The 26,355-nt window shown below is 67.1% G+C and carries 19 protein-coding genes, 1 tRNA gene and 1 other RNA gene; 12 read left to right on the top strand and 9 right to left on the bottom strand.

All coding sequences use genetic code 11. The annotated features are described in order from the left end of the window. Nucleotides 1-263: 263 nt before the first annotated feature. Entirely contained in the window at nucleotides 264-7,136 is a 6,873-nt protein-coding gene (locus ACOGJC_RS10640; RefSeq protein ID WP_419844973.1) for a leucine-rich repeat domain-containing protein, read from the top strand. A 168-nt stretch (nucleotides 7,137-7,304) separates the two neighbouring features. Here the strand turns inward: ACOGJC_RS10640 and ACOGJC_RS10635 are convergent. Then, nucleotides 7,305-7,389: transfer RNA gene (locus ACOGJC_RS10635), tRNA-Ser, on the bottom strand. Nucleotides 7,390-7,486: 97 nt separating this feature from the next. Here ACOGJC_RS10635 and ffs point away from each other — a divergent pair. From ffs to recR, 3 genes are all read left to right on the top strand, one after another. Further along, nucleotides 7,487-7,585: signal recognition particle sRNA small type (gene ffs, locus ACOGJC_RS10630), an RNA gene on the top strand. 133 nt (nucleotides 7,586-7,718) lie between these two features. Then, on the top strand, nucleotides 7,719-9,653 hold the full coding sequence (dnaX, locus tag ACOGJC_RS10625) for a DNA polymerase III subunit gamma/tau (RefSeq protein ID WP_419844972.1): 1,935 nt from the start codon (nucleotides 7,719-7,721) through the stop codon (nucleotides 9,651-9,653). A gap of 11 nt (nucleotides 9,654-9,664) precedes the next feature. After that, entirely contained in the window at nucleotides 9,665-10,276 is a 612-nt protein-coding gene (gene recR / locus ACOGJC_RS10620; RefSeq protein ID WP_419844971.1) for a recombination mediator RecR, read from the top strand. A 146-nt stretch (nucleotides 10,277-10,422) separates the two neighbouring features. Here recR and ACOGJC_RS10615 read toward each other — a convergent pair whose 3' ends face one another. Beyond that, entirely contained in the window at nucleotides 10,423-11,601 is a 1,179-nt protein-coding gene (locus ACOGJC_RS10615) for an acetyl-CoA C-acetyltransferase (RefSeq protein ID WP_419844970.1), read from the bottom strand. A 52-nt stretch (nucleotides 11,602-11,653) separates the two neighbouring features. Here ACOGJC_RS10615 and ACOGJC_RS10610 point away from each other — a divergent pair, with 52 nt between their 5' ends. Together ACOGJC_RS10610 and ACOGJC_RS10605 are read left to right on the top strand one after the other, a co-directional pair. Continuing rightward, the gene (locus tag ACOGJC_RS10610) at nucleotides 11,654-12,529 is read left to right on the top strand and encodes a 5'-3' exonuclease (RefSeq protein ID WP_419844969.1); all 876 of its coding nucleotides are present in this window, start codon (nucleotides 11,654-11,656) and stop codon (nucleotides 12,527-12,529) included. A gap of 14 nt (nucleotides 12,530-12,543) precedes the next feature. Further along, nucleotides 12,544-13,680 carry a nitronate monooxygenase gene (locus ACOGJC_RS10605; protein WP_419844968.1) on the top strand — a complete coding sequence of 379 codons (1,137 nt, stop codon included), beginning with the start codon at nucleotides 12,544-12,546 and terminating at the stop codon, nucleotides 13,678-13,680. Here ACOGJC_RS10605 and ACOGJC_RS10600 read toward each other — a convergent pair. Further along, complete coding sequence (locus tag ACOGJC_RS10600) at nucleotides 13,662-14,237, bottom strand: TIGR00730 family Rossman fold protein (RefSeq protein WP_419848227.1); 576 nt, start codon at nucleotides 14,235-14,237, stop codon at nucleotides 13,662-13,664. The genes ACOGJC_RS10605 and ACOGJC_RS10600 overlap by 19 nt on opposite strands. Before the next feature lie 66 nt (nucleotides 14,238-14,303). Between ACOGJC_RS10600 and ACOGJC_RS10595 the strand changes: the two genes are divergently transcribed. After that, the gene (locus ACOGJC_RS10595; protein WP_419848226.1) at nucleotides 14,304-15,845 is read left to right on the top strand and encodes an acyl-CoA carboxylase subunit beta; all 1,542 of its coding nucleotides are present in this window, start codon (nucleotides 14,304-14,306) and stop codon (nucleotides 15,843-15,845) included. 205 nt (nucleotides 15,846-16,050) lie between these two features. Beyond that, nucleotides 16,051-16,617, top strand: coding sequence for an MOSC domain-containing protein (locus ACOGJC_RS10590; RefSeq protein ID WP_419844967.1), 567 nt, complete (start codon nucleotides 16,051-16,053; stop codon nucleotides 16,615-16,617). Here the strand turns inward: ACOGJC_RS10590 and aat are convergent. Both aat and ACOGJC_RS10580 read right to left on the bottom strand, forming a co-directional pair. Beyond that, entirely contained in the window at nucleotides 16,614-17,288 is a 675-nt protein-coding gene (gene aat, locus ACOGJC_RS10585) for a leucyl/phenylalanyl-tRNA--protein transferase (RefSeq protein ID WP_419844966.1), read from the bottom strand. The two genes, ACOGJC_RS10590 and aat, sit on opposite strands and share 4 nt — an antisense overlap. A gap of 34 nt (nucleotides 17,289-17,322) precedes the next feature. Continuing rightward, nucleotides 17,323-18,714: a peptidylprolyl isomerase gene (locus ACOGJC_RS10580; RefSeq protein WP_419844965.1), complete on the bottom strand. Its 1,392-nt coding sequence runs from the start codon at nucleotides 18,712-18,714 to the stop codon at nucleotides 17,323-17,325. Between the two features lie 78 nt (nucleotides 18,715-18,792). Here ACOGJC_RS10580 and ACOGJC_RS10575 point away from each other — a divergent pair, with 78 nt between their 5' ends. Beyond that, the gene (locus ACOGJC_RS10575; protein ID WP_419844964.1) at nucleotides 18,793-20,007 is read left to right on the top strand and encodes an aspartate kinase; all 1,215 of its coding nucleotides are present in this window, start codon (nucleotides 18,793-18,795) and stop codon (nucleotides 20,005-20,007) included. 86 nt (nucleotides 20,008-20,093) lie between these two features. Then, entirely contained in the window at nucleotides 20,094-21,068 is a 975-nt protein-coding gene (locus ACOGJC_RS10570) for an aspartate-semialdehyde dehydrogenase (protein WP_419848225.1), read from the top strand. Here the strand turns inward: ACOGJC_RS10570 and ACOGJC_RS10565 are convergent. Genes ACOGJC_RS10565 through ACOGJC_RS10550 form a run of 4 tightly spaced genes read right to left on the bottom strand, consistent with a single transcriptional unit; the run spans nucleotide 21,065 to nucleotide 23,377 of the window. Continuing rightward, a complete protein-coding gene (locus ACOGJC_RS10565) occupies nucleotides 21,065-21,292 on the bottom strand; it encodes a MazG nucleotide pyrophosphohydrolase domain-containing protein (protein ID WP_419844963.1) in 228 nt (75 codons plus the stop codon). The two genes, ACOGJC_RS10570 and ACOGJC_RS10565, sit on opposite strands and share 4 nt — an antisense overlap. 38 nt (nucleotides 21,293-21,330) lie before the next feature. Continuing rightward, nucleotides 21,331-22,173, bottom strand: a complete 843-nt coding sequence (locus ACOGJC_RS10560; protein WP_419844962.1) for a TauD/TfdA dioxygenase family protein — start codon at nucleotides 22,171-22,173, stop codon at nucleotides 21,331-21,333. Nucleotides 22,174-22,187: 14 nt separating this feature from the next. Beyond that, nucleotides 22,188-22,961: an SDR family NAD(P)-dependent oxidoreductase gene (locus ACOGJC_RS10555; protein ID WP_419844961.1), complete on the bottom strand. Its 774-nt coding sequence runs from the start codon at nucleotides 22,959-22,961 to the stop codon at nucleotides 22,188-22,190. 26 nt (nucleotides 22,962-22,987) lie between these two features. Continuing rightward, complete coding sequence (locus ACOGJC_RS10550; RefSeq protein ID WP_419844960.1) at nucleotides 22,988-23,377, bottom strand: nuclear transport factor 2 family protein; 390 nt, start codon at nucleotides 23,375-23,377, stop codon at nucleotides 22,988-22,990. 134 nt (nucleotides 23,378-23,511) lie between these two features. On the opposite strand from ACOGJC_RS10550, the gene ACOGJC_RS10545 reads away from it, so the two are divergent. Together ACOGJC_RS10545 and ACOGJC_RS10540 are read left to right on the top strand one after the other, a co-directional pair. Then, complete coding sequence (locus tag ACOGJC_RS10545; protein WP_419844959.1) at nucleotides 23,512-23,988, top strand: hypothetical protein; 477 nt, start codon at nucleotides 23,512-23,514, stop codon at nucleotides 23,986-23,988. A gap of 266 nt (nucleotides 23,989-24,254) precedes the next feature. After that, nucleotides 24,255-26,333, top strand: coding sequence for a hypothetical protein (locus ACOGJC_RS10540; RefSeq protein WP_419844958.1), 2,079 nt, complete (start codon nucleotides 24,255-24,257; stop codon nucleotides 26,331-26,333). Nucleotides 26,334-26,355 lie beyond the last annotated feature (22 nt).

The raw sequence follows: 26,355 nt of genomic DNA, 5'->3' as shown, positions 1-26,355 counted from the left end.
GGCTGCTCGTATTGTCTTCGCTGCTGCGGTGTTGTCGGCGGGTGTGGTGATGCCGGCGTCGGCGCAGGCCCTGCCCGGCGAGGGCCCGCAGTTACCCCCCCCCCCCGGCAGCTTCGGCAGGCCCGGGGTTTCCGGGGTTTCCGGGGTTTCCGAGGTTTGAGTTCGGGGCGGCGGGTCCGGGCGGTGCTGCTGGTGTAGACGGCGGTGCTGTTGGTTCGGCGCCGGTTCTGGGCGGGAGTTTTTCGGCGGGCGGCGAGTGGGCGGTGCCCGGCGCGGTGTGGCTGGAGTGGGACGACACGGCGGGCGCGTCCGGCTACGAGGTGATGTGGCGCAGCCCCGACGGGTGGGCGCTTTTGTCAGAGCGCGAGCCCGCGGGCGGCGTGGCTGTGGAACTCGACGGGCCCTCGGCGGTGGTGGCCGGCCTGCCCCAGGACCAGGGGTCGTATTGGTTCGCGGTGCGGGCACACAACCCCTGGGGTTTGTCGGAGTGGTCGGCGAGCTTCGAGGTCGCCGTGCCCGACTTCGCGTCCTCCCCCAACGACGCGGCACCGGTGTTCGACCCGTTCACCGCCCCGACGCGCTCTGGCATCGACCTCGAGCGCCTCGGCCAGGCCGCCACCACGATCACGCCGGGCCGGGCCGACTGCGAAACAGCCCCCGCCCTCAACACAGCCGGCATCACCATCGTCGCCCCGCCCGCCGACCTCGGCGACCCGGACGCGGCACCGACAGCGGCCGAGGTTGTCCGCATCGCCGGCGGCTGCCTGCTCGTCCAATACGCGGAGCTCGACGGAAGAACCACCGACCAACTACGCGACCTCCTCGCCCAAGACCCCACCGTGTTCGCCGTCTCCGAGCCCGCCCACCGCTACTCCCCCGACCACGACACCAGCAATCCGAACTACACCCACCCCGGCAACGACGACGACACCGGCCACTACGACGACACAACCGACGACCACAAGCCAAACCCAAACAAAGGCGCTTGCTGCGGGCAGTGGCACCTCACCCCCGACATCACCGGGGACTTGTGGCAGGGGTGGTTGCCTGGGAATACGGTGACGGTGGCGGTGTTGGACACCGGGGTGGACGTGCGCCATCCCGATCTGCGAAACCAGCTCGCGGCGGGCCGGGCGGGCGGCTGCCACGGCAAAGACCCGCATGGCCATGGGACCCATGTGGCGGGGATCGTGGCCGCGCAGGCCGACAACGGAATCAACACAGCCGGCGTGGCCCCGAACGCGCGGATCCTGCCGGTCAGCGTCGCCATGGACGGCAACACCTGCGCCGACTCCGGGGCCGGCCTGGGGCCGCTGTCGCCGCCCGCCGCGGTGGCCGAGGCGGTGAACCGGGGGGCGCGGGTCATCAACATGTCGTTCTCAGGCACCTCCCGCCACAACACGGCGGGTCTCGACGCCGGCGGCATAGAGATCCCCCAGGCGGATACCTATGAGACGGCGCTTCGCACCGCGTCGATGCTCGGCGCAGTCGCCGTCGCCGCGGCCGACAACTGCGGCGACGACCGCGACGGCGACGGCGACGGGACTCCCAATTGGAAAGAGAGCGACTGTCCTAGCCACAACGCGGTGCGGCTGCCGGCCGGGTTTTCTGGGAGTTTCGAGTTGGCGGGCACCGCGGAGCCCGCCTTGGTCGCTGGCGACGTGATCGCGGTCGCGTCGGTGTCCCACGAAAGAACGCGCAGCGGCTTCAGCACGGCCAACGGCTATGTGGTCGTCGCCGCCCCCGGCGGGAACCTCAACGAGAAACGGGAGAAGATTGCCGGCGAGGGCGTTTTGTCCACGGACCGGTGCGAGCTGGCGCCGGTTCTTCCCGCTGCTTTGGTGTGCGGCACTACGGAGAAGTCGGGCACGTCGATGGCGGCGCCGTTCGTGTCGGGGGTGGTGGCCCACATGCTGAACCGCCACCCGCAGGCGACTCCGGGCCAGGTGCGGGCCGCTTTGGAGCGGTCGGCTGACGATGGGGGCAGCCCGGGCCGCGACGACGAGTTCGGCCACGGGATCGTGAATCCGCTGGGGGCGGTGGACGAGCTGGGCGACATCTTGGGCGCTCAGCGGGTTGTGGGGCAGCGGCGCGGGTTCATGTCGGTTGCGGCGGGGGGCCGGTTCTCGTGCGGGCTGTTCGCGAACAAGGCGGTTCGGTGCTGGGGCGACGAGGATCTGGTCGCAGCGGTGCCCGAGGGGCAGGCGTTCTCGCAGGTCTCTGTTCCGGTGGGCTATGTGGTGTCGGGCACCGCCGATTACGGGTGCGGCTTGCGGCCGCTTGGGCCCGGCGACGAGCGGGGCACGGTACTGTGCTGGTCGGCCGATCCCGGGCGGGTGTTGGGGTTCGCCCCGCAGGGGGCGTTCACCCAGATCGCGGCGGGCCGTTTGCGCACCTGCGGGCTGCGCCCTGGGGGCGAGGCGGTGTGCTGGCACAACCAGACCGGGGCGCGCATGGCCGCAGTCCCCGAGGGCACATTCGAGAAGCTGTCGGGGGGTTGGAACCACTGGTGCGGCCTGCGGGACAACTACACCGTGGTGTGCTGGGGCGACAACACCCAAGGCAAGGCCACTGCTCCTACGGGGCAGTTGTTCACCGACATCGCGGCGGGCGGCCGCCACAGCTGCGGGGTGACGAACCTGTCGGGGGTGCTGTGCTGGGGCGACGCCGCCGCGATCGCCGGCGCGCCGCCCGCGAACGCGCTGGGGTTCCGGTCGCTGGACGCCGGGTTCGCGCACACCTGCGGGGTGCAAGACGAGACCGGGACCAGGTTCTCGGGGCGTCAGCGCACCGTGGTCGTGTGCTGGGGCGAGAACGGCCACGGCCAAACCGACGCCCCCGCCGGACCGTTCGCCCAGGTGTCAGCCGGATGGCGCCACACCTGCGGACTCGAGTCGCTGCCCGCCGAAAACCCCGCCGAGCAGGAAAACCCCGCCGAGCAGGAAAACCCCACCGGACGGGTGGTGTGCTGGGGCGACCACAGCTTCGGGCAGGGTTCCAAAGCCGCGCTGAGAGGGCTGTCTTTGACCGGCCCGGCCGGCAAAGAACTATTGAGCACGGTGTTCGACGCCGACGTGGCGGACTATGTGGCGGAGACCCCGCGGGGCACCGGGACGCTGACCGCGCGAAAAACAGCCGCGTCCGACGTGGTGAAAGTCTTCCCTGGGGACGCGGATGCGGGCGCGCCGGGCCACCAGGTCCGCCTGCCGTCTGACAGGGTAATCTCGGTCACCGTCGAGTCGTTGTGGGGCTACGGCGAGCGGAGCGCCTACCGCATCCAAACCGTCGAGTCGCCCCGCCTGGAGTCGCTGGAGATCTACGGGCCGGGATTCAGCGCGGCCTGTCTGGTCGCGGGATCCTGCGCCGAGCTGGAACTGGACCCCGCGTTCGACTCGGAGACCGGCGACTATGAGGCGGTCGCTCCGGCCCAATGGAACCAGATCACCGTGTCGCCCACCGCGACCGGCGGCACCGCGACGACCTCGCCCCCCGACGCCGACCCCGACACCCCGGGACACCAGATCGCCCTCAGCACCGACCGGGGGTTCGTGTCGGTCGATGCCGGTAGTTCGAACTCGTGCGGGATCAAGACCGGCGGCGAGGTGGCCTGTTGGGGCCGGTACTCGTGGGTCCGGGATCGAACCCCTTCTGGGTCGTTCGCCCAGGTGTCGGCGGGCGAAGGCCACTTCTGCGCAGTGAGGAGCGACGGGGCTGCGGTGTGCTGGGGTTCGGGCTATTATGGGGAAACCACAGCGCCGTCGGGTTCGTTCACCCAGGTATCGGCCGGCAAGGACCATTCCTGCGGGGTTAAGACCGACCAGAGCGCGGTGTGCTGGGGCGACAACTCCAACGGCCAGTCGGACCCGCCGGCCGACAAGTTCACCGCAGTGTCCGCAGGCCGTAACCACTCCTGCGGGATCAGGGCCGACCAGAGCGTGGTGTGCTGGGGCGACAACAGCCGCGGCCGGGCGGACGCCCCGGCCGGCACATTCACCTCAGTGTCCGCCGGCGACCACCACTCCTGCGGGGTCAAAACCGGCGGTGCTGCGGTGTGCTGGGGGCTCGGCGATTCGAGGATCTCTGCCCCGGCCGGGAAATTCACCGCAGTGTCCGCAGGCTTTTGGCACTCCTGCGGGGTCAAGGCCGACCAGAGCGCGGTGTGCTGGGGCGGCAACTACGCCGGTGAGGCTGTCTCGCCGTCGGGGCCGTTCACCTCGGTGTCGGCCGGTTTCGGCTTCTCGTGCGGGGTGAGATCTGGCGGTGCGGCGGTGTGCTGGGGAGATGATGCCTGGGGGCAGCAGGACGCGCCGTCGGGGCTGTTCGCTTCGATAGCAGCTGGGGATGCGCATTCGTGCGGGATCCGGGCCGGCGGCAGCGCGGTGTGCTGGGGAGGCAACGACGACGGCCAGTCAGATGCCCCGGCCGGCGCGTTCACCGCAGTGTCCGCTAGCGGGCGCCACTCATGCGCCATCAAGACCGACCAGAGCGCGGCGTGCTGGGGCTCCAACTCCAACGGCCAGTCGAACGCCCCGGCCGGCCAGTTCACCGCAGTGTCCGCCGGCTGGTTGCACTCCTGCGCCATCAAGACCGACCACACCGCGGTGTGCTGGGGCAGGAACAACAACGGTGAAACCGACGCGCCGACCGGCCAGTTCACCGCAGTGTCCGCCGGCAGTTCGCACTCGTGCGCCATCAAGGTCGACCGGAGCGCGGTGTGCTGGGGCTCCAACCGCTCCGGCCAGTCGGACGCCCCGGCCGGCCAGTTCACCGCAGTGTCCGCCGGCAGTTCGCACTCGTGCGCCATCAAGGCCGGCGACTCCGGCGTCGTGTGCTGGGGCGACAAGAACTCTCGCCAGTCGGACGCCCCGGCCGGCCAGTTCACCGCAGTGTCCGCCGGCCGCTACCACTCCTGCGCCATCGAAGCCGGCGACTCCGGCGTGGTGTGCTGGGGCTTCAACTACTGGGGCCAGTTGGACGCCCCGCCCGGCAGATTCACCGCAGTGTCCGCCAACGAACACCACACCTGCGCCATCACCACCGGCCAGGCCGCGGTGTGCTGGGGGGCCCGCTCTCCCGAGTTGGAGCCCGCGGGGCCGCACACCGTTTGGGTCTGGGTCCGCCGAGAGATCCCCGCGGGAATCTCCGGTTCGCGCATCGGCGCCGCCGCGGCCCGCTATGTGGTGACCGTCGCCCGGCCGCAGCCGCCGCGCCCCCCAACCAGCAACGCCAGCGGAGGGTCCGGCGGTGTCGGCGGGCAGGCCGAGGGCCCCGAAGCCGGCGCCGAGCAGCAGCGCCTGCCCGAAGAGCAGCAGCGCTTTGAGGAGGAGCGGCGGCGCCTGTTGGAGGAGGAGCGCCTGTTGGAGGAGCGGGAAGAGCCCCGCGGCTATATTCCCCCGGCTCGGGCCTACCCGCTGGCCGACACGGTGAGCGGGCCGCCCCCTGCCGGCGCGCAGCAGACAGGTGCGCCGGGCGCGGTGGCGAGGCCCGGCGGCGGGGGGTTCGCCTGCCCCGAGGCGGGCGGCGGCGCCGAAGCGGTGGCGGTGGGCGACGCGGTCCTGCGTGCGGGGATCGAGCGGGCTCTGGGCAAGGCGCCGGGGGAGGCGGTGACCACAGCGGAGCTGGGCGCGCTCGGCGAGCTGTCGCTTCCCGCGGGCGGGCTGTCGTCTGCCTCCGGCGGGGGGCGGGTGTCGGACTTGTCGGGGCTCGAGCACGCCTCGGGCCTGCGAGTGCTGGATTTGTTCGGCCATGACGTGGCCGACCTGGGCCCGCTGTCGTGTCTGGAGAGCCTGGCGGCGGTGGAGCTGGGCGCCAACCGCGTCTCAGACGTGTCGCCGCTGCGGGGCCTGACCGGACTCACCGCGCTGGGGCTGGGCGGAAACAACATCGCCGATGTGTCGGCGCTGTCGGGTCTGGTGGGGCTGCGGTCTTTGCGGCTGCACGCCAACGAGGTCTCCGACGTGTCGGCGCTGTCGCATCTGTCGGGGCTGGCCGGTTTGGACGCGTCGTTCAACGAGGTCTCCGACGTCTCGCCTTTGCGGGGCCTGAGCGGTCTGGCGTCGCTGGGCCTGGGCGGCAACGGCGTCTCGGATGTGTCGGCGCTGGGCGGCCTGTCGGGGTTGGGGGCGCTGTATGTGTTCGACAACGACATCGCCGACACCTCGCCCCTCGCCGCCCTGTCGAACCTTCGCAGCCTGTGGGCCGACGGCAACCAGATCTCCGCCGCGAACACGCTGGGCGGCTTGTCGGGACTGGGCTATCTGGACGTGCGCTACAACCTCATCGCCGACACCTCGCCCCTCGACGCGCTCGGCGGGACCGTGCACGCCCGCCCCCAGAGCCTCGTGCCTTCGCTGATCGCGGACGCGTCGCTTCTCGCCGCGGTGCAGAACGCGCTGGGCCTGCGCCCCGACCAGCAGCCCACCGCCGAACAACTCGCCGGGCTACGAACCCTCAAACGAGCCGCCCGCCGAAACGACCCCAACCCGATCCGCAGCCTCGACGGCCTCCAACACGCCACCGCCCTTCGAACCCTCGAGCTGCCCGGCAACCACATCACAAACCTCGCCCCCATCACCGCGCTCACCGAGCTGCGCGAGCTCGACCTCCAATCCAACCGCATCCAAAGCCTCGCCCCGCTTTCGGGCCTCAGCCGCCTCGAGCACCTCAACTTGATCCTCAACGACCTCGCCGACATCGCCGACCTGCCCCCACTGCCCCAACTCAAAACCCTGTTCATCGACATCAACCGCATCCAAAGCCTCGAACCGCTCCGCAACCGCACCCAACTCCAACGCCTCAGCGCCTCCTCCAACCAAATCTCCAACCTCGAACCCATCGCCGGGCTCACAAACCTCAAACGCCTCACCCTGTCCCACAACCACATCACAAACATCCAACACCTCTCAGGGCTCACACAAATCTCCATACTCCGCCTCACCCAAAACCAAATCGCAGACATCTCCCCCCTCGCCCCGCTCACACAGATCACCGACCTCCGCCTCGCCCACAACAACATCACCGACATCTCCCCCCTCGCCCAACTCCCCCGCCTCTGGTTCCTCGACATCACCCACAACAACATCACAGACACCACACCCCTCAACAACCACCCCACCCTCAAATTCCTCTACACCTAAACCCGCAGGCTTCTCAGCCAATTGGGACCTGATGACGCATCTATCAGCCACCCGCACCTTCACTTGGCCTTCCTTCCAATGCGACGACCCAGCAACCGATCTTGCTGCTTCTCAAGGATGGTGAAAGGAATCGAGTCTGAGAACCTGGCCAAGGCGCATACAAATTTGCGGAGGGGGTGGGATTCGAACCCACGGTGACTTGCGCCACACACGCTTTCCAAGCGTGCCGATTCGGCCGCTCTCGCACCCCTCCGGGAGTTAGGGAATTTACCGCACACCGACGGGCGGTCCCGCACCGGTTGGCGCTATCCTGACTGCATCCGGGCCGTGTGCCCGGTTTGGAATGTGATGGTCGGGTCCTGTGCAACGCCAGCCCGTGAACCGAGTCAGGGCCGGGAGGCAGCAGCTCTCAGCGGATCCTGGGGTGTGCCGCAGATCGCCTGGCCATCACTTTCGAGACCGGGACTGTGAGGCCAGCTTGACTCTCTGGTGAAGCTTGCCGGCTGCAATAGGTACATCGAGACCGGGACTGCATCGCCTGGCTCAGCCTTGTTGTCGCTCAGCCTGAGTAAAGTCGGCGCAATGGCCCTCCAGGCACTGTATCGACGCTACCGACCGGGTCGCTTCGCCGAATTGCGCGGGCAAGAACCCGTGGTCCGGGCCCTTCAGAATGCGGTTCAACAGGGGCGCGTCGGCCATGCCTACCTGTTCAGCGGCCCGCGGGGCACCGGCAAGACCAGCACCGCCCGCATCCTGGCCAAGGCCCTCAACTGCACCGATCTGGGCGACGACGGGGAGCCCTGCGGTCGTTGCCAGTCGTGCCTGGACATCGCCAACAACACCTCCTACGACTTGATCGAGCTCGATGCCGCCTCCAACAACAAGGTGGACGATGTTCGCGACCTCATCTCCCGGGTGGCGATGGGCTCGCCCGGCAAGGCCAAGGTGTACGTGCTCGACGAGGTCCACATGCTCACCCCCGGCGCAGAGAATGCCCTGCTGAAGACGCTCGAAGAGCCCCCCGACCATGTGGTGTTCGTGCTGTGTACCACCGAGCCCCACAAGGTGGTGCCCACCATTCGAAGCCGCACCCAGCACCTGGAGTTCAACCTCATCGACGGCGACGTGCTGGCCGACCATGTCCGATGGGTGGTCGAGCAGGCCGAACTGGAGGTGGACAACGACGCCATCGAACACGCGGTCCACCGGGGGGCCGGGTCGGCTCGCGACACCCTGTCGGCTCTCGACCAGATCGCCGCAGCCGGCGGTGTGGCCGACCGGCTCGAAGAGGTCAACACCATCGTCGAGGCCTTGGGCAGCCACGACTACGGCCCCGCCCTCGTCGCCGTAAACGAGACACTGCGGTCGGGGCGGGAGCCGAGGATCGTCGGCGAAGCCCTGCTCGACCGCCTGCGCAACGCCTTTTTGTGCGCCATGGGCGCCGATCTGAGCTATCTCACCGATGCCCAGCAAGCTGAGGCCCGGGCCACCGCCGATCAGATCCCGCCGGCGGGGCTCACCCGAGCCCTCGAGGTCCTGGGGACCGCCTTGGTGGACATGCGCCAAGCCCCCGACCCTCGGGTGGACCTGGAGGTGGCGCTGGCCCGGCTCACCCGCCGCGATCTCGACACCGACGTCAGCGCGCTGCTGGAGCGCATCGAACGCCTGGAGCGTGGCGGCATCCGCGCGCCGGCCGATTCTGGTGCTGGCTCCAAACCGGCGGGAGACGTTGCGGCCTCGTCTGCTCCCCGGCAGGCCGACGCACCGACCGGCGGGCATGAGCGGGCCCTCGCCGCGGCCGCCGAAATTAGGGCTAGAACGGCGGGAGCGGAAGGACGCGTCCCGACTGCGCCCGAGCCCGCCCCCAGCGCCGAAGCCGATGCACCCCCGGCTCAAGACCGGGCCCCGCGGCCCACCCTGGGGGCCATGCGGGCACAAAAGGCCTCCACCGCGGCTTCGCCAGACGTTTCCCCAGCCCCGGAGGCGGCTTCGCCAGACGTTTCCCCGACCCCACCGGAGACGGCTTCCCCGGCCCCACCTGATGGCGCCCCCGTCGAGAGCGAGGCGTCGCTGCCCAGCCGCGAGGAGATAGTCCTGGCCTGGGCAGACTCCATATTGGCCAATCTCCCGAACAGGGCCCGAGTCCGATTTCAGGCCGGTCGATTCTTGACCAACGATCCCAGCACTGCGGTATTCGCCCTCCCCAATCAAATCCAGCTAGACCGATGCGAGGAAGTCCGCGACGCAGTGGACACCGCCCTTCGTAAGCACTTCGGCCGGGCTGTGCCCCTGCGGCTGGCTCTTGACGACGAAAGCACTGCCCCGCCCCCCGACCTTGAGCCCACACCCGCCCGCTCCGCTCCGGCCGCCGATGATCACCAGGAGGCCATCGACCCCAAAGAACTCGTGGACGAGGAAACCGTTACCCAGGAGGCCATCTCCAACATCATGGCGGCTTTCCCTGATTCCGAGCTGGTCACCTTCGATCCGCCCACCGCCTCCGGCCAACAGGGATAGTCGGGCCCCGCGTGAGCAGCGTCTACTCCGCCCCGGTCCAGGTATTGATCGACGAGCTGGGACGCTTGCCGGGCATTGGCCCCAAGTCGGCCCAGCGCATCGCCTTCCACCTCCTGAAACTGCCCGAGCTCGACGCCGTGCGCCTGGCTGATGCCATAAAGGAGGCCAAAGCCAGAATCCAGTTCTGCCAGCGGTGCTTCAACCTCAGCGAGCATTCCGAATGCGAATTGTGCTCTGATCATCGGCGGGACCCGGCCCTGTTGTGCGTGGTGGAAGAGCCCCGCGACATCGTGGCCCTGGAGAAGACCCGGGATTTTCGAGGCCGCTACCACGTGCTCGGCGGCGCCATCAACCCCATCGAAGGCATCGGACCCGATCAGCTCCGCATCAAAGAACTGCTGGCCCGCATCGACGACGAGAACGTCACCGAGGTCATCTGCTGCACCAACCCCAACATCGAGGGCGAGGCCACCGCCATGTACCTGGCCCGGCTCATCGAGCCGCTGGGTGTGGCCGTTACCCGAATCGCCAGCGGCCTGCCGGTGGGTGGCGACTTGGAGTATGCCGATGAGCTCACCCTCAGCCGGGCATTGGAGGGACGCCAGCGGATCTCCGCCACCTGAGCTAGCTGAATCCCGTTAAGCAAGACACCGCCTCAGCGAGTCGGGCGGGGGGCAATGGAACCGACGCACATGAGGCGGTGCTTGTTTGTTGCATTTACATTACGAAGATGACGAAACAAAGTCAAGTCATTACTGAACTGTAACAATCAAACCTGAACCAACAGCGCATCGCCCTGGCCTCCGCCCCCGCACAACGCGGCCGCGCCCACACCGCCTCCCCGGCGGCGCAGCTCGTGCAACAGCGTGAGGACAAGGCGGTTCCCGCTGGCGCCGATGGGATGGCCCAAGGCGATGGCGCCGCCGTTCACGTTCACCACGTTGTCGGAGATCCCCAGATCGGCCATCGATGCCAGCGCCACCGCGGCAAACGCCTCGTTGATCTCGAACAAGTCCACGTCGCCCAGGCCCAACTCGGCCGACTTGAGCGCCTGGAAGATGGCCCGCGACGGCTGGGTGAGCAGCGATGGGTCAGGCCCGGCCACCTGTCCGTAGCCCACATAGGTTCCCAGCGGCGTCACCCCGAGCTGTTCGGCCCGTTCCCGGCTGGCCACCACCAGGGCGCTGGCCCCGTCGGAGATCTGCGAGGCGTTGCCCGCGGTGATGTTGCCCGCCTCGGCAAACGCCGGACGGAGCCGGCCCAGCGACTCGGCGGTGGCGTCCGACCTCACTCCCTCGTCGGCCGAAACCAGCACCGGATCGCCCCGGCGCTGAGGCACCTCCACCATCACCAGCTCATCGTCGAACAGCCCCGCAGCCGCCGCGGCCCCGGCCCGTTGGTGCGACTGAGCCGAGAACGCATCCTGAGGCTCGCGGGCCAGCCCGCTGGAGGCCGCGTACTTCTCGGTACCGGTACCCATGGCGCAGTGGTCGAAGGCGCAGAACAGCCCGTCGTACATCATGGAGTCCACCAAGTCGCCGTCGCCCAGGCGATACCCCTCCCGGGCCTTGGTCAACAGGTAGGGCGCCTTGGTCATCGACTCCATCCCCCCGGCCACCACGATCTCGGCATCGCCCGCCGAGATCATCTGGTGGGCCAGATAAATGGTGTTGATGCCCGACAAGCACACCTTGTTCACCGTGGTGGACGGCACCGTCATGGGGATGCCCGCCCCCACCGCGGCCTGACGGGCCGTGGCCTGGCCTTCCCCGGCCAAAAGCACCTGGCCCATGAACACGTAATCCACCTGCTCGGGAACCACCCCCGCCCGTTCCAGCGCGGCTCGAATGGCCAGCGCCCCCAGTTCGGTCCCCCGAAACGACGCCAGCCCGCCCGACATCTTCCCGATGGGCGTGCGGGCCCCGGCCAAGATCACCGTCTCGCTCATTGCTTCCCCTTTGCCTGTTCGCCTTCGATGCCGAACAGGATACGGTCGCGATGTGCGGGTCCACCTTGTTGACGGAACATATGAGCTGTTCCGCTATCACTTCTCCCCCGGCAACCGCGACCCCGAGCACGGTGCGGCCCGAGGAGTGGTCCACAGCATGCTCCAGCTGGTCGACGACGGAGCTACCCACATCGGGGTGGCCACCGACCAAGTGATCGAGTCGTTCCGCAATGAGCTGTGGCCCGACTACAAGACCGGTGAGGGAGTGCCCCCTGAGCTGATGGGCCAATTTCCCCTGGTGGAGGAGGCGTTGGCCGCCGCCGGTTTCTGCGTCTGGCCCATGGTGCGCCACGAGGCCGACGACGCTATGGGCGCCGCCGCCCGCAAGGCCGCCCTCGATCCACGCGTTGAGCAGGTGCTGATCTGCACTCCCGACAAAGACCTGGCCCAATGCGTCACCGCTGACGGGCGCATCGTGCAGTACGACCGCCGCCAACAGAAGCTCATCGACCACCAAGGGGTGGTGGACAAATTCGGCGTGGCGCCCGAATCCATCCCCGACTACCTGGCCCTGGTGGGCGACACCGCCGACGGCTTCCCCGGCCTGCCCGGCTGGGGCGCCCGCTCCACCGCGACGGTGCTGTCCCACTACATACACCTGGAGAACATCCCCGACGCCGTGGGCCAGTGGGAAGTGAGCGTGCGGGGATCGGCCAAGCTGGCCGCTACCTTGACCGAGAATCGGGACCTGGCCATGCTCTTCCGGGAGGTGGCTACCATCGCCGACGACGCCCCGACGTTTGATGGCCTCGACGAATTAGAGTGGGCCGGCCCCACCCCGGAGTTCCCCGAGCTGATAGGCAGATTGGGCGGCGACCATCTTGTTGAGCGGGCCGACAACTTGAAGCGCCGATTGGGAAAGACCTGAAAGGAAGACCAGATATGCGTACTGCGGTCACCGAGATGTTTGACATCGAGTTCCCGATCCTGGCCTTTACCCACTGCCGCGATGTGGCCGCCGAGGTCAGCCGGGCCGGTGGATTGGGTGTGCTGGGCGTTGTCGGACACACCGAGGAAGATCTGGAAACCGACCTGGCTTGGATCCAAGAGCAGGTCGGCGACCGCCCCTTCGGCGTCGATCTTGTCGTTCCCGCTCGCTACGAGGGTGTCGAACAGGGCGGGCTGGATGTCGAGCAGGCCTACGCACTCATCCCTGACGAGCACCGGCGATTTCTCGACGAGATGCTCGAGCGCTATGAAGTGCCGCCGCTACCACCCGACGACAGCTCACCCCGGGACTGGGGTCCCGCGGCCCCGCTGTCGGACCGCCGCGCCGGTCGCCAACTCGAGATCGCCTTGGCCTACCAACCTGCCCTGGTGGCCAACGCGCTGGGCCCGCCTCCCCCCGAGATGATCGCCCAGAGCCACGCCGCCGGCGCCCGGGTAGCCGCCCTGGCTGGCCGGGCCGCCCACGCCGAGCGCCATGTGGCCGCCGGCGTGGACATCATTGTCGCTCAGGGATACGAGGCTGGCGGCCACACCGGAGAGGTGGGCTCGATGGTTCTCATCCCCGAGGTAGTGGACGCAGTGGCCCCGGTGCCGGTGTTGGGCGCGGGGGGTATCGGCCGAGGGCGCCAAATGGCCGCAGCCATGGCCCTCGGTGCCCAGGGGGCATGGTGCGGTTCGGTGTGGCTTACCACCGAGGAGGCTGAAACCCACCCCGCGGTCAAGCAGAAGTTCCTGGCTGCTGGATCGTCTGACACCGAGCGGTCCCGCACTATCACCGGCAAGCCGGCCCGGATGCTGCGCTCGGCCTGGACCGAGGAGTGGAACCGGTCCGATACCCCCGACCCTCTCCCCATGCCGCTTCAGATCATGCTGACCGGCGAGCCCCGCCGCCGCATCGACCGGGTGGCCCACCACCCCGGCAGCGGTGCCGAGAAGCTGACGAACTATTTCGTCGGCCAAATCGTGGGTGCCATGAACCAATCCCTCCCCGCCCGCCAAGTGGTTTACAACCTCGTTGAAGAGTTCATCGAGGCCGTGGAAGGCCTCCAATCTCAACTCGAAGACGGGTAGAGCAGCTCCAGGGCCTCGTCGATCGACTCAGCCCGTTTGATGATCTCGGCCTTGCTCGGCTTTATGAACCCAACATCGACAAGCTGTCGGTGAAACGCGGCCAACGGCTTCCAGAACCCGTCTCGGTCCAGAAGAACCACCGGCTTGTACCGCCCGCCCTCGTGCAGCCCCAGCTGCGTCCAGGTGGCGGCCTCGAACAGCTCCTCTTGGGTCCCCAACCCGCCCGGCAGCGCGCAGAATCCGTCGGACAGCGAATACATGAGCTGCTTGCGCTCGTGCATGTCGGCCACCAGGTGGAGCTCGGTCAGCCCCTGATGGGCCACTTCGATCTCGTCCAGAAAGTTCGGGATCACCCCGATCACCTCACCGCCCGCGGCCATGGCCGCGTCGGCCATCACCCCCATAAGCCCCACCCGACCCCCGCCGAACACTACCCCAATGCCCTCGTCAGCCAACCGCCGCCCCAAATCAGCCGCCAATTCCGAAAACCCCGCCTCAGTACCCAAAGAAGAACTGCAAAACACCGCCACGCGCCTCTGTGCCGGCCCGGAATCCATCGACATGAGAACGAGGCTACCGACCCGAACCCCATGTAGCCTGTCACCACAATGGCCGAGCACTCGATGAAAGACCGCCTCAACGACTTGGAGCGTCGCAAGTACGAGGCGCTCCACGCTGGACCCCAGCGAGCGGTCGACCGCCAGCACGACAAGGGCAAGATGCTGGCTCGGGAGCGCATCGAGTACCTCCTCGACGACGGCTCCTTCCACGAGCTGGACATGTTGGCCCGCCATCGGGCGCTGGACAGCGGTATCGAGGAACGCCCGTACACCGATGGCGTGATTACCGGTTGGGGCACCATCGACGGCCGCAAGGTGTTCCTGTTCGCCCAAGACTTCACCGTGTTCGGCGGGGCGCTGGGGGAGGTGTTCGCCGAGAAGATCCACAAAGTGATGGACCTGGCCCTGTCGGTGGGCGCGCCCATGATCGGCCTTAACGACGGCGCTGGCGCACGCATTCAAGAGGGGGTGGTATCGCTCGACTCCTACGGCGGCATCTTCCACCGCAACGTCAAGTCTTCGGGCGTCATCCCCCAGATCAGCGTGATCTTGGGTCCGTGCGCAGGGGGGGCGGTGTACAGCCCGGCCATGACCGACTTCGTGTTCATGGTGGCCGAGAAGTCGCACATGTTCATCACCGGCCCCGACGTGGTGAAAACGGTCACCGGCGAAGAGGTCACCCTGGAGGATCTGGGTGGGGCCCGCTCCCACTCCACCAAGTCGGGGGTGGCCACCTTCGTGGGCCAGACTGAGGAGGAGGTGCTGGACGAGGTCCGCTTTTTGGTCAGCCACCTGCCGGCCAACAACCTCGAGGAACCTCCCCAGGTTGACGCAACCGACGATCCCGAGCGGCTGGCCCCTGAGCTGCGGGACATCATGCCCGACAGCCCCAACTTGCCCTATGACATGCGCAAAGTGATCGGTGCCGTGGTGGACGACGGGGAGTTCATGGAGTACCACGCCCACTGGGCCCAGTCGATCGTGTGCGGCTTCGCCCGATTGAACGGCTACACCGTCGGTGTGGTGGGCAATCAGCCGATGGTGCTGGCCGGGGTGCTCGACATCGAGTCGTCGTCCAAGGCGGCTCGCTTCGTGCGGACCTGCGACGCCTTCAACATCCCGCTTCTGACCTTTGTGGACGTCCCCGGCTTTCTGCCCGGCGTCGACCAGGAGCACGGCGGCATCATCCGCCATGGGGCCAAGCTGCTGTACGCCTACTGCGAGGCCACCGTGCCCCGCATCCAGGTCATCACCCGGAAGGCCTACGGCGGGGCCTACGTGGTGATGGACTCCAAATCGGTGGGATCCGACCTGTCGTTCGCCTGGCCAGGGGCCGAGCTGGCCGTCATGGGCCCGCAGGGGGCGGTGGAGATCATCCACCGTCGCGAACTCCAGTCGGCCGCCGACCCCGTCGCTCGACGGGCCGAGTTGGTGGACGACTACACCGAGCGCTACGCCAATCCCTACATCGCCGCTGAGCGGGGCTACATCGACGACGTGATCGACCCCGCCGACACCCGCCGGCTGGTGATCGCCGGATTCGAGATGCTCCGCTCAAAGCGGGAGGAGCTGCTGCCCCGCAAGCACGGGGTTATCCCGCTGTAACGATCCTTGAAGACATGAGCATCATCCAGATCACTCCTCAGCCAACCGAAGCCGAGGTGGCTGCCATATTGGCGGCCCATGAAGCTCTTTGGCCCCGTCCCGCCACCGACGAGCCGCCCGCTGTTCACGCGCCCCGCTGGCGGTTCAGCGGTCGCTGGTGGAGCGCACCCGCAGCAACCCGCAGACGGCGGCTGACTCTGAAACGATGACCGCCGATCCCGCCCGCCACCGAACTCCCGAAGAGCTGGAAGGCGCGCTCGACCACATACGCCAAGCCCCCGCCGACCACGGCACGCTGAAGCTGATCGTGCGCCGACCGGCAGTGGACGAGCGAGAGGTGTTGGACACCGGGATGCTCAGCCTGGACGAAGGCTTGGTCGGCGACACCTGGAACCAGCGGAGCTCAACCAAGACCCCCGACGGCGGTCCCCTCCTCGACGCCCAGCTCAACATCATGAACGCCCGAGCCGCGGCCGCGGTGGCCGGGCCCATTGAACGGTGGGCCCTCGCTGGCGACCAGCTCTACATCGACCTCGACATCAGCTTGGAAACCCTCCCGGCTGGCACCCAGCTCGCCATCGGCGAAGCCGTCATCGAAGTCACCGCCGAACCCCACACAGGTTGTGGCAAGTTCTCCAGCCGATTCGGCCTCGACGCCCTCCGATTCGTCAACTCCCCCACCGGCCGAGCCCTAAACCTCCGCGGCATAAACGCCCGAGTAGTTACCCCCGGCCCCATCCACACCGGCAACACAGTTACCCGCCTCAACTAACCCCCCCACGGCGCCGAAGGCTGCTTTATCGCGGTTTTCAAACGCGCCAGGTACTCACTCCGAGGAATCTCCACCGCACCCAAGCTCTGCATGTGCTCCGTCGCCCACTGCACATCCAGCAGCCGAGCAACACCACCGTGATTCAACCTCCCCACCAAAGACACCAGCGCCACCTTGGACGCGTCGCGATCCACATGGAACATCGACTCCCCGGCAAATAGCCCGCCGATCGACACCCCATAGAGCCCGCCCACCAACTCCCCATCCTCCGACCACGCCTCCACGCTGTGTGCCCAACCCAGGCCGTGCAACCGCACATAAGCATCCCGGATGTCCGGCGAGATCCATCCGTGGGGCCGCTCGATGGTTCGACAAGCGTCGATGACATCGGCAAAGGCAACATCGGTGGTGATCCGATAGCGCCGCAGCGACCGCCGCAGCGAGCGGGTCACCCGGAGATCGTCGAGCGGGATCACTCCCCGAGGATCGGGCGACCACCATCCCAGCTTGTCGGTGCGCCCCAATGGCATCGGGAACAAGCCGGATCGATAGGCGGCCAGCAGCGTGCCCGGGGCCAAGTCGGCCCCCACTGCTACCAAGCCATGCTCATCAGCCGACTCCGCAGGAGGAAACTCCCACTGGCTGGGCTCGGGAACAAGCCTCACCCCCATACTCTGCCCCACCGAGAAAGACGGGGCTGCGGGGCTAGCCGGATTCTTCGATGGTGACCGAGTTGACAATCACCTGGGGATCAGGACCCCCGCCCAGCCGGTTGCCGGGCTGGTCAACGTGGCTGGCCAAAATGGCCTCCGCCACCGCCAGGCCGGCATCGTCCATCTGGCCGAACACCACGTAAGTGCCCTGGTTGTTGAGCAGGGCGGTGTTCTCGTTGACGGCGAAGAAGAACTGGGCGCTGGCGCTGTTGGGCGCCGCGGTGCGGGCCATCACGATCTGGCCCGGCTCATAGGTGAACCCCGAGCCTTCGTCGGGAATGGTGTAGCCCGGGCCGGGATCAGACGGGGAGTTGGTGTGGGGCGCCCCGCCCTGGATAATGCCGATGCTCGGATCGGTCCGGAACAACAGCGTGTTGTCGTAGTAGTGGTATCGGGCCAACACCGCGAAGTTGTTGGCCGTGATCGGCGTGTTGGTCACGTCGAGGTCGATCCGCATCTCACCGGAGGTGGTGTCGAACACCGCGGTGTACTGCTTGGACACGTCCAGGCACATGGGGTGGGGACCGTCGAAATCCAGAACCTGGGGTCCCGAACCGTCTGCTGGCGGACATCCGCTCAAGTCAATGCTCCCTTCAGGGGTGAAGTCGGTGGATTGTATGTCGATTGAGTTGACGATGACCGATTCCGCCGGCCGTCCGCCGAAAGCAGTGTCGGGGTTGTCAACGTGGCTGTTCAAAATGGTCCGGACCAAATTCAGGCTATTGTCCTCGATCTCGCCCACGACCGTAAGGCCGGAAACCGCTTGGGAAGGCTGAAACCCGTCCCGGGCTAAGAAGAGGAACTGTCCGGTCGAATTACCCTCGGCCGACCACAGAAGCTGGCCAGCTTCGTAGTCGGCCGACCCACTCGGCGTCACCGTGAATCCTGGGCCAGGATCGTCGGCGGAGTTGGTGTGGGGCGATCCGCCCTGGATGTACCCGCCGACGTCATCGGTGTAGAAGATGGCCGTTCCGTCGTAATAGCCCTCCTCCGCCAAGGCTGCGAAGGCGTTCACCGCCTCCGGGGACAGCCCTTGGTCGAGCCTCACTCGGATTATCCCGACGCTGGTATCGAATACCGCCGAATACCGAATACTCGGATCAAGGGACTGCTCTGGAGCCGATGCGAGTGTCCGCTCTCCACCGGGAGCCGGGGGCGGGGGAAGTTCAGGAAACACCACGTCTTCGCCCACATCTGGGGCACTCTCGTCGTCGCTGCCTCGAGCCCAAAGCCACAGGATCACCACGGCCACCACAATCGCCGCGGTGATCAGGGCGATCCGCGCTCCTCGAGAGCGAATCCGACCGCGGACTGCAGTTGTTTTGGCCCGCTGTTGGGCCACCTGCCGACGATCACGCTGGCGCTGCCTCTTGCTCGTGGCCATTGCCAGAAACTTAGCGGTCCCAAAAACTCGCAATACAACCACCGAAGTACCCACTAAGGGCCGGTAGCGTTTTATGTCGTGGCCTTAGTGGTACAGAAGTTCGGCGGGACGTCGGTGGCCAACGCCGACCGCATCCGCGAGGTGGCCGACCATGTGCGCCGATGCCGGGTTCGAGGCGATCACGTGGTGCTGGTGATCAGCGCCATGGGCAAGGAAACCGACGAGCTGCTGGGGCTGGCCTCGGCGGTGTCCGACACCCAGCCGGGCCGGGAATTGGACATGCTCATCACCGCGGGCGAGCGCAAGGCCTGCGCCCTGGTATGTATGGCTCTCCACGATTTGGGAGTGCCCGCCGACTCCTTCACCGGCAGCCAGGCCGGCTTCATCACCGACACCAATCACGGCAACGCCAAGATCCTGGAGATCACCCCTGAACGGGTTCAGGCCGCGCTGGAGGCCAACCGGGTGCCGGTGGTGGCCGGGTCGCAAGGGGTGAGCACCGAGAACGACGTGACGTTCTTGGGCCGGGGCGGCTCCGATACGACCGCGGTGGCGCTGGCCCACACCCTGGGCGCCGACGCCTGTGAGCTGTACACCGACGTGTCCGGGGTGTTCACCACCGATCCCCGAGTATGCGCCGACGCCCGCAAGTTGAGCAGCATCTCCTTCGACGAACTGCTGGAGATGACCGCGGTGGGCTGCCCCAAGCCGGCGATGCGCTCCGTCGAGGTCGCCCAGAACTACGGGGTCAAGCTGCATATCCGATCCGCATTCACCTGGGAGCAGGGAACCTGGGTGGTCAAAGAGGAGCCCTCCATGGAGCAACCCATCATCCGATCAGTCACCCCCGACACCTCCGAGGCCAAGATCACCGTGACCGGTGTGGCCGACCGTCCCGGTGTGGCCGCGGCCATGTTCCGTCAGCTGGCCGACGCCGGCGTGAACGTGGACATGATCGTGCAGAATGCCTCTGAGCACGGCATCACCGATATCTCCTTCACCGTTCCCGACGGTGATGTCGACACGGCCGCTGACATCACCAAGACAGTGGCCGCCGAGATCGGCGCCACCGGCGTGACCGCCGACCGAGACATCGCCCGAATCAGCCTGGTGGGTGCGGGAATGAAGTCGCACCCCGGCGTGGCCGCCACCATGTTCGAGACCTTGTCGGAAAACCAGGTCAACATCGAGATGATCTCCACGTCTCCCATCCGCATCAGCTGCGTGATCCGCCAAGAACATGCTGATAAGGCCACTCAAGCGCTGCACGAGGCGTTCGGCCTGTCCCGATAACGGCACCGGTTTTTTGCCGCACCGAAAGTAGGCTTATCGCGGTGAGAGTCGCAGTATTCGGGGCCACCGGTCAGGTGGGCGGAGTGATGCTTCGCCTGTTGGATGAGCGCAATTTCCCGGTTGACGAGCTGCGGGTGCTGGCCTCGGCCCGTTCCGCGGGCCGCACCATGTCGTGGCGGGATCAAGACCTCGTCGTAGAGGATGCCGCTATCGCCGACTACCGAGGGGTGGACATCGCCTTGTTCTCCGCGGGCGGAGCTACTTCTCGGGAACTCGCCCCCCGAGTGGCCGAAGCCGGAGCCACGGTGATCGACAACTCCTCGGCCTGGCGGATGGACCCCGATGTGCCCCTGGTGGTGCCCGAGGTCAATGCCCACACCCTGGCTGACATTCCCAAGGGAATCGTGGCCAACCCCAACTGCACCACCATGGTGGCCATGCCCGTGCTCAAGCCGTTGGCCATCGAGGCCGGGTTGCGCCGTCTGGTGATCTCGTCCTATCAGGCGGTTTCGGGAGGCGGTCTGGCCGGCGTGGCCGAGCTGGACGAGCAGGTGCGCAAGGTGGCCGACGATGCCATTGGCCTCACCCACGATGGCCAAGCGGTTTCGTTCCCAGCACCGTCGGTGTTCGCCGCCCCCATCGCCTTCAATGTGGTCCCCGAATGCGGCTCTTGGATCGACGACGATTCCGGGGAGACCTCCGAGGAGCGCAAGCTGGTGGAGGAGAGCCGCAAGATCCTGGAGCTCCCCGATCTGGCGGTGAGCGCCACCTGCGTGCGGGTGCCGGTGTTCACCGGTCACTGCCTGACCATCAACGCCGAGTTCGATCGCCCCATCAGTCCCGAGCGGGCCACCGGGTTGCTGTCGGCCGCTCCCGGCGTGGTGGTCGACGACGTTCCCACCCCGCTGGCCGCCGCCGGCATCGACCCCACCTTGGTCGGCCGTATCCGCGTCGACCCCACCGTCCGACACGGCCTGTCCCTCTTCGTAGCCGGTGACAACCTCCGCAAAGGCGCCGCCCTCAACGCCATCCAGATCGCGGAAGCGTTGCTCCCCGCCTAGCGGGGCGGGTTGTCGCGGTATCGCAAGGCGGCTTCTTCCAAGCTCAGCCCCAACTGATTCGCCAACGACGCCAACCAGGCCAGCACATCGCCCAGCTCGTGCAGCCGCTCCGCGTCATCGCCCTTGCGCACCGCCTGCGCTAGCTCCCCCAACTCCTCGCACAGCCAAGCCACAGTTGCCGGGATGCCCCGCTCGCGGTCTTGGGGACCGTAAAGGTCATCCATGAGATGTTGGAACGCCGCAATCTCCACTGCGGCTCTGTTTACTCGATTGGAGGACCGATCACGGTGACCCGTTGCATGAAACGACGCCCCTCGCTCCAGTCGGGAACCGCGGCATGCTGTACTGCCCGGTTGTCCCAGATGGTGAGGGTTCCTGGTTCCCAATTCACCCGGCATTGGAACTGAATGCTGGCGATGTGATCCCACAAGAACTCAAGCAGCCACTGGCTCTCCGCCGGGTCCATGCCTTCAATGGCCACGGTGAATTGCGAGTTCACGTAGAGCCCTCGGCGGCCGTTGTAGGGATGGGTGTGAACAATCGGGTGGAAGTTCTCCACGTCATCATGTTCGTGGCGGGGCTTGTCCCAGTGGCGCTTGTATGTGCCCTTGGGCCCGAAGGTTGCCGTGCTGGAGTGAACCGCCCGCAACCCCTCCAAGCGCTGCTGCCACTCCGGTGACAGGCCCTCATAGGCCGCCTGAGCACTGGTGAACAGGGTGTCCCCACCCACCGGTGGCACTTCGAAGGCATAGAGGAACGACGCCAGTGGCGGTGCAGCTTCGAAAGACGCGTCGGCGTGCCATTTCAGCACCTTGTTCATCTTGGTGGTTTCCAAGACGAGGATCTCGGGATGTTCGGGCATGTTGACTGCGAACGGATGAGTGTGCAGAGGCCCGAATATTTCTCCAATGGCCTTGTGCTGGACAGGTGAAAGGCTCTGATCCCGAATAGCGATCACCCCATAGGTGAACAGCAACTCCCTCAGTCGGTCTGGCCCGGCCGTATCCTCCAGCCATTGGACCAGATCCGCGCCCTCGATATAGGCACCCACCACCCCAGTGATCGGCGTGACTTTCAGATCATCGACAACCTCAATTAAGGCCATATGACCACCTCTCCTTAGAGACGGTAGCCGCCATCCACGCTGATCACCTGTCCGGTGATGCCGGCGCCAGCTTCTGAGGCCAGTAGCACGGCCATTGGGGCCAGCTCTTCGGGCTCCAAGACTCGGCGCTGGGCGCTGTCGGCATGGGCGTCGGCTTCGGCCTGGGCCGCGGTGATCCCCTTGGCCGAGGCCAGCTTTTCGAAGTCCACTAGCGCCGTGTTGGTCCATCCCGGACAGAGGCAGTTCACCGTGATCCCGTGCGGTGCCGCCGACATGGCCAGCTGCTTGGTGAGGCCTACGAGTCCGTGCTTGGCCGCGGTGTAGGCCACGCTGGCCGCCGCCCGCTTGGACGCACCCGAGCCGATGTTGATAATGCGGCCATAGCCCTGCTCTCGCATCGGGGCCAGCGCTTCCTGGCTGGTCCAAAAGGCCGAAATCAGGTTCAGCCGCAAAGTCCCCATGAACGCCTCGGCGTCACCTGAAAACGGATCATGGTTGCCTCCCGACGAGCCCCCCACGTTGTTCACCAGCACGTCGACGCGCCCGAACTCGGCCATCGCCGCCCGCACCGGCGCCCGTGCATCATCTTCATCGGACGCATCCGCCACCACCGCCAGCCCCTGGCTGTCTGTGGCTTCAATCTCGGCAACAACCGCGTCAAGCTGCTGTCGGGTCCGGGACGAAACCACCACCGTCGCCCCTTCCCGGGCCATGCCCACCGCGATGGCCCGCCCAATCCCCCGACCCCCACCGGTGACCACCGCCACCCGGTCTTCAAGCACAGACATTTTTGGCACCCCTAGCCGAATGAGCCTTATCCGAATGAGATCGTGCGGTGGGCCAGCTTCCACCCGCCGCCTGTCCGCACCAAGCGATCCTGATACGTCCCAAACAACGCGATCGAAGGCTCAGCGGCCGTGTTCACCCAAAACTGGAAATAGGCATCAGAAGCAGCCTCATCGCCGTCCACCGACACCGCCTGAGTTGTGATCACGTGCCGCGTATTGCTCCCCGGCCCCACGGTGCCTGCGGCGCGCCGCTCAATTGCCCCGGCCAAGAGGTTGTCCCGGCCCTGCAACTCTCCCCCCGGCATATCCCAGCGAGCGTCGTCGGTGAACAAGTCCACGTACTCCTCCAAATCCCCCTCATCCGCCAAAATCGCCAACCGGGCAACAACATTCCTGATCGCAGCATCATCACTCATGCCGAGAGACTAACCACTGAGCTTCTTGAGGTTCCCCCCGGGATGGGCGGCGGGTGCTGTGCGTCGGGGTTTGGCGGCTGGTTAGGATCGGGCGGTGATGGTTGCGGTGTGTTTGGTTTGTGGGGGTGGTGTGGTTGAGTTCGGTTAGGCGCCGGGTCTGGCTGGCCGCGGTGGTGGCGTTGGCTGCGGTGGCCGGCGGCTGCGGGGGCGGCGGGGGGTCCCCGGCCGGGTCGGTGGAACCTGGGGGCGGTGCTGGGGCGACGGTGTCGCCTGAGCCGCTGTTCGACCCGTTCATCGCTCCGACCCGCTCCGGCATCGATTTGGAGCGCCTCGGCGAGGCCGCCGCGTCGATCACCCCCGGCCAAGCCGACTGCGCCGCGGCCGCCACCACCGATGTGGCCGGCATCGCCTTAGCCGACGCGCCGCCGGATTCGGCCGACGCCGGCACGGTGGCTGAGGTAGTCCGCATCACCGGCGGCTGCTTGCTAGTCCAATATGCCGAACTCGGCGGAAGAACCATCGCCCAACTCCGCGACCTCCTCGCACAAGACCCCACCGTGTTCGCCGTTTCCGAGCCCGCATACGGCTACGCCCCCGATGTGGAGCCATAGGGAGATTTCTCGTTGGGCTTGGGCTCTGGTGGTCCGGGCCCGGTGTGAGATGAACTCATGTTGGAGTGTGGAGAAGAACGATTTGGCCGGGGCGTTGTCCAAAGCACGGCGCGTACACCCGATTCTTCGCAACAGGCGGCTACGACAGGCCAGAGTGCGGTCTGCGCGCCGTCTTCGGATGTTGTGCCGATCGTGCGGGTGTCGGGCGTCTGGTTAGGATCGGGCGGTGATGGTTGCGGAGTGTTTGGTTTGTGGGGGTGGTGTGGTTGAGTTCGGTTAGGCACCAGGTCTGGCTGGCCGCGGTGGTGTTGGCGGTGGCGGTGGTGGCCAGCGGCTGCGGGGGCGGCGGGGGGTCCCCGGCCGGGTCGGTGGAGCCTGAGGACGGTGTTGGCGGGTCGGTGGAACCTGAGGGCGGTGTTGAGGCGACGGTGTCGCCTGAGCCGGTGGTGTCCACGGCTAGCTTGTATCCGGGTTTGGGCCGGTTGGACGCGCCCGAAGGGGTGTTTGTGGACGTCGCGGTGGGCGGCTTTTCGAGCTGCGGGATACGCGACAACGGTCGGGTGGTGTGCTGGGGATATGACCGGGCTGTCGACTACGCGCCTTTGGATGGGGAGTTCTTGGCGGTGGAGGTGTGGCAAAGCCCCGACAGCTATTACCTCGAAGACCATGTGTGCGCGCTGCGCTCCGACAAGGTGGTGGTGTGCTGGGGTCTCAGGCTCGACGACGCGGGCGCCGCGCAAGTGGTGGCGGCGGCCGACAGCGGCGAGGCCCGCCGATGGGAGCTGCGCACCGCCGGGGGTTCGGCCTGGTCGGAGGGCTTCGTCGACATCGCCGCGGGCCCAGCAGGGGTGTGCGGGATGCGAGCCGACGGGTTGGCGGCGTGCTGGAGCGGCAAAGAGCCGGCCGAGGGCCGAGTCGCCTCGCTCGTGGTGGACTACGAGGTGTGCGCGCTGCACCCCGGAGGCGGGTTCGACTGCTCCGGGGGAGAACCCGCCGCCGTGCTTCCCCAAGGGGCGTTCGCCGACGCGTCCGCCGGTTTGGCCTACGGCTGCGGGGTGCGACCCGGAGGCGAGCTGGAGTGCTGGGGCGACAACCAACACGGCCAAGCCGACCCCCCCGAAGGCCGCTACACCCAGGTATCCGCGGGCGTGGACCACGCCTGCGCCCTCGACACCGGCGGCCAGGCGGTGTGCTGGGGCGACAACAGCTACGGCAAAGCCGACCCTCCAAACGGGGAGTTCGCCCAAGTGTCGGCCCGGTGGTCGGTTAGTTCGTGCGGATTGCGTCCCGGCGGCGAGCAGGTGTGCTGGGGAGGGTCAAAACGGCTGTATGAGATACCGGCCGACATCCACCAGTTCTGCGAGCGCCGCCACGATGAGCAGGTGTGCTGGGACGCTGATCTGTCCGTGGCCAACGGAGACTTCGGGGACCTGGGTGCGAGCCATGGCGACAGGCAACTCGCCCACATCGTGGCGTTCGGCGAAGAATTGGTGTGCGGGCTGCGCCCCGACCAATCCGTGGTGTGCTGGGGCAAGTTCTTTGGCCAGTTGTCGGATGTCCCCGAGGGAACATTCGCCCGGCTCTTCGACGGGAGGCCCTGGAAGCACCAACACGAGTTGGAGTTCTGCGGGCTGCGCCCCGACCAATCCGTGGAGTGCTGGGCCTATGACCGCCTCAGCGATGATTCCATGACCGGACAGACGACCCAGATCGGACCGATGACGATGTCGAGTCCTGATGGCCGGTTCGCAGATGTCGACGGCCGTGGGCGGTGCGGGGTGTCGGCCGACGGCGGCGAGGTCTCCTGCTGGTCGTTTGACATGACCGGTTTGGTCGGGGATCCGCCTGCAAGCGCTCTGCCGCTGGTCCGGGTGTCGGCCAGCGCCGGGGTGTTCTGCGGTGTCTCGGCGGCGGGCGGGGCGGTGGTGTGCTGGCCTTGGGACCGCCGGGCGGCCATCGCTTTAGACAGCCGATTCGAGTCGGGATTCGCCGACGTGGCGGTGGGCCCTAGCGGGGCGGTGTGCGCGATCGGCACCGGACGGGACATGGTCTGCTCGGGCCGCTTCGCCGATGTCGGCGAGGACTTCTGGTCAGGGCACTATGTGGTCAACAGCGGCTGGGATCCCGTCGGCCTTGGCTTCGGCGGGGAGCCATTCCACGGAGCCGGCGACAAAGTCGATCCGCCCGCGGGCCAATACACGGCCGTGGACGTGGGCCCGCGGCACGCCTGCGCCATCACAGCAACCGGCCGGGCAGTGTGCTGGGGCCACAGCCACGACCAGCCCTACCACTGGGACATAGACCGGGTCTGCACCGTCGAAAAACACGGAGGATGCCCCGGCTGAGCCAACGAACCCTCCCACCGGC

It is taken from the genome of Candidatus Poriferisocius sp. (genome assembly GCF_965204015.1).
In the GTDB taxonomy this organism is placed as follows: domain Bacteria; phylum Actinomycetota; class Acidimicrobiia; order Acidimicrobiales; family Bin134; genus Poriferisocius.
Note: the sequence above shows the minus strand (reverse complement) of the source record. Positions and strands in the feature narration are given on the sequence as shown.